General features: G+C 54.0%; 2 protein-coding genes. One reads left to right on the forward strand and one right to left on the reverse strand.

The window, feature by feature from the left end; genetic code table 11:
• Positions 1–304 precede the first annotated feature (304 nt).
• Positions 305–1,591, forward strand: a complete 1,287-nt coding sequence (locus SV7mr_RS14040) for a DDE-type integrase/transposase/recombinase (protein ID WP_145273227.1) — start codon at positions 305–307, stop codon at positions 1,589–1,591.
• 635 nt (positions 1,592–2,226) lie between these two features.
• Here the strand turns inward: SV7mr_RS14040 and SV7mr_RS14045 are convergent.
• Positions 2,227–2,916 (reverse strand): proprotein convertase P-domain-containing protein, encoded by a 690-nt coding sequence (locus tag SV7mr_RS14045; protein ID WP_145273230.1) that lies wholly within the window; start codon positions 2,914–2,916, stop codon positions 2,227–2,229.
• Positions 2,917–2,959: the final 43 nt, after the last annotated feature.

Consider the following 2,959-nt stretch of genomic DNA (forward strand, 5'->3'; position numbering starts at 1 on the left):
CGTGACCCGCAAACGTTCACCAACAATGGAATTTGCGACGCGTTGACAATTTAAAAATCGTCACCGCCGGTTTCGATCGGTGTCAGGACAGCGCGAGCGTCATTCATCCACCCACAATTTTTTTAAATTGTGACTTGCCCGATTCCTACAGATGTTCTTCAGTTTGAGGGCGGATGCGTCCTGCAGTGCTGTCCGTCACGACATTCTGGAGTTTTCAGCGCGAGTTCTCGCGCCGCACCGGCCGCAACGTACTCAATTCCATCCAATTGATTGATCTGCCTGACCCCGGAACGAAGATGGGGCCATGGAAAACAAAGCACGCACGCAGAAGACATACGACCACCGTCTCAAGGAGCTCGTGCGTTCGACGCAGGATATTACGTGTGCCGTTCGATACGGAGTCCCTCGATCAACGGCACGCGGCTGGCTAAAGACCACAGCCAACGAGGTGATTTCGATCGATGTCGTTCAGCTTGACGCGATCGGACTGCAAAAGGAAGTCATGCGACTTCGAGCCCGGCTTCAGAAGCTCAATGCGTTGCTCCGGGTTATGATCGCCGTGCTCAAACTCTCTGGCTACTCACTCAATCACGAAAGAGTTCCCGTCGGGAAACATAAACGCCAGTTACTGCGAGCCATCGACCGATCGCGCCCAACCTTGCCATTGCGGTCGGTGTTGCGAGTCATACGCCTCTCACAGTCCCGGTACTATGCCTGGACTCGCAAGGAGCAATGTGAATTGGACGACAGCCCGTCTTGTCCTCAAAACATGCCACACCAACTCACGCCAGATGAGGTGGCGACGATTGAGGAATTCGTGACTGGCGATGAATACCGCCACGTTCCAACCGGAACTTTGGCCATCCTCGCTCAGCGGTTGGGCAAGGTGTTTGCTTCGGCAAGTACATGGCGTCGCTTGGTCAAAGTTCACAAATGGCGACGAACAAGGCAACGCGTGCATCCAGCCAAACCGAAGGTCGGAATCCGAGCGATGAAATCCAACGAGATTTGGCACATTGACACTTCGGTGGTCCGGTTGCTTGACGGTAGCAAAGCCTATCTTCACGCGGTGATCGATAACTACTCCCGCCGCATCCTGTCGTGGAAGGTGTCCCCAACATTCAATCCAGTTGCCACAGCGGCGATTCTACTCACTGCGTCGAAAGGAATGGCCGATTGCAAACCAATGTTACTGGCCGACGGTGGAGTTGAAAACTTCAATGGTGCGGTCGATGAACTCGTCGAAACGGGAATCCTCAATCGAGTGCTCGCCCAAACGGAGATCACGTTTTCCAATTCAATGATCGAATCGTGGTGGAGAGTCCTGAAGCACCAATGGCTCTTCCTCAACACGCTCGACTCGGTAAAGACCGTCGAGACACTGATGGGGTTCTACGTCAAAGAACACAACTGTCGTCTGCCACACGCAGCGTTTCGCGGGCAAACGCCAGATGAAATGTACTTCGGTAAAGGAGGCGACATTCCTGAAACACTTGAGGCCTTGCGGCAGAAGGCACGCAAGGAACGGATCGAGACCAATCGGAAGCGAACGTGTCGCGCATGTGAGAGGCCGGTTGCGATCGCAAGCTGAGTCAGAATGCCCCGTTTCCGGCGGCTAAGTTGTGATAGACGCTGCGCGAGTAGTCGCCAAACCGCCAATTCAAGCCGAGCAATCACCTGTTCGAGATGCGTGCCCCGACTAACTGGGCGAACCGGGCCCAGTTCAGGCCGCCGCGCGGGAACTCGCGCACAAAACTCCAGATGTTGTGACTCGTAGCAATGTTGATATTCAATCCCGTCATCGATTCCCTTCATGGATTGCAACAAGCCAGCAAACTCAAAGAGATCCAAAGGGAGTTTGAAGTCTCAAGGTCTTCGCTGGGATCTCTTTCAAAGTCGGTAACAATCTTCGTTCCCGAAGCAATCAAGTAAATCGCCGCCACTTTGAGCACTTAGATCGCCAATGGTGATCCGTGACGCTTCGACCAAATCGGCCATCTACACACCGCATTGGACGGAAGTGTTTTCAGAACGAATGGACGTGTTGCTCAGTTGTCATGACTGCCTTTGAAAGGCGAAGGCACCAGCGTTGGGCGAGGGATCGGTGGCTAACGCATGCACGCCCACCTTGAGACCCTGCGGGCGTACCCAAGTCAATCGATGCCCCTTCGTTTTGGAAGGTGACCAACACCGTCAGGTTCAAGAATCGATGGTTCAAACAGAACCCTAACGACGCAGAACACCACCAACACGAGTCGGGCGACGCCTACGACGGATGACGCAAACTACGCCGACTCCTACGGCGAACACGGTCATCGACCCCGGCTCCGGTACCGGCGAAGATGCACCTGAGGTTGTCAATTGAATACTCCAACCGGTCAGTGCGCCGGTGTCTCCAGCCGCAATGTCGCTCATGAACAGGGTCCAAGTGCCCGCACTACTTTGTCCGGAAAAATCGCTAGATAAACTGACTGCAGAATTGGCAACTCCCGTTGGTTTATAGTCACCATCTGGAATGCCTGCCGCAAAACCGGCGGCATCTGCTGCCGACCAAAGATCGCCACCATCAAAACTAAATGTGTAATCTCCGTCGTACACTGAGGAGTCACCGTTCACTCCACCAGGGTAACCGACTTTAGTAACCAGCGAACTGGTCACCGTGCCATTGGAAATCGTAGCGGTGACGTCGCCCGCCCATGAGTGAGTCAATCCGGAAAGCGTCACCTCAACGTCGGTGACCGACTCGTTCTCGGTGATCACAATGTCGCTGGTTATCCCCGCGGTACTACCGTCAGGGATATTAAATCCGGCTCCAGTCCCCGTGATGATGCCTGCCGACGTGTCTTGCCTCTCATGGAATTGGAATTTTGCCTCCGGTGAATTAATCTCACCCCCCGAGGAGAATTCTGATGACAAAAAAACGACGATCTTTCACCGCTTCACAGAAGGCTGATGCGGT

It is taken from the genome of Stieleria bergensis (assembly GCA_007745635.1).
GTDB lineage: Bacteria > Planctomycetota > Planctomycetia > Pirellulales > Pirellulaceae > Stieleria > Stieleria bergensis.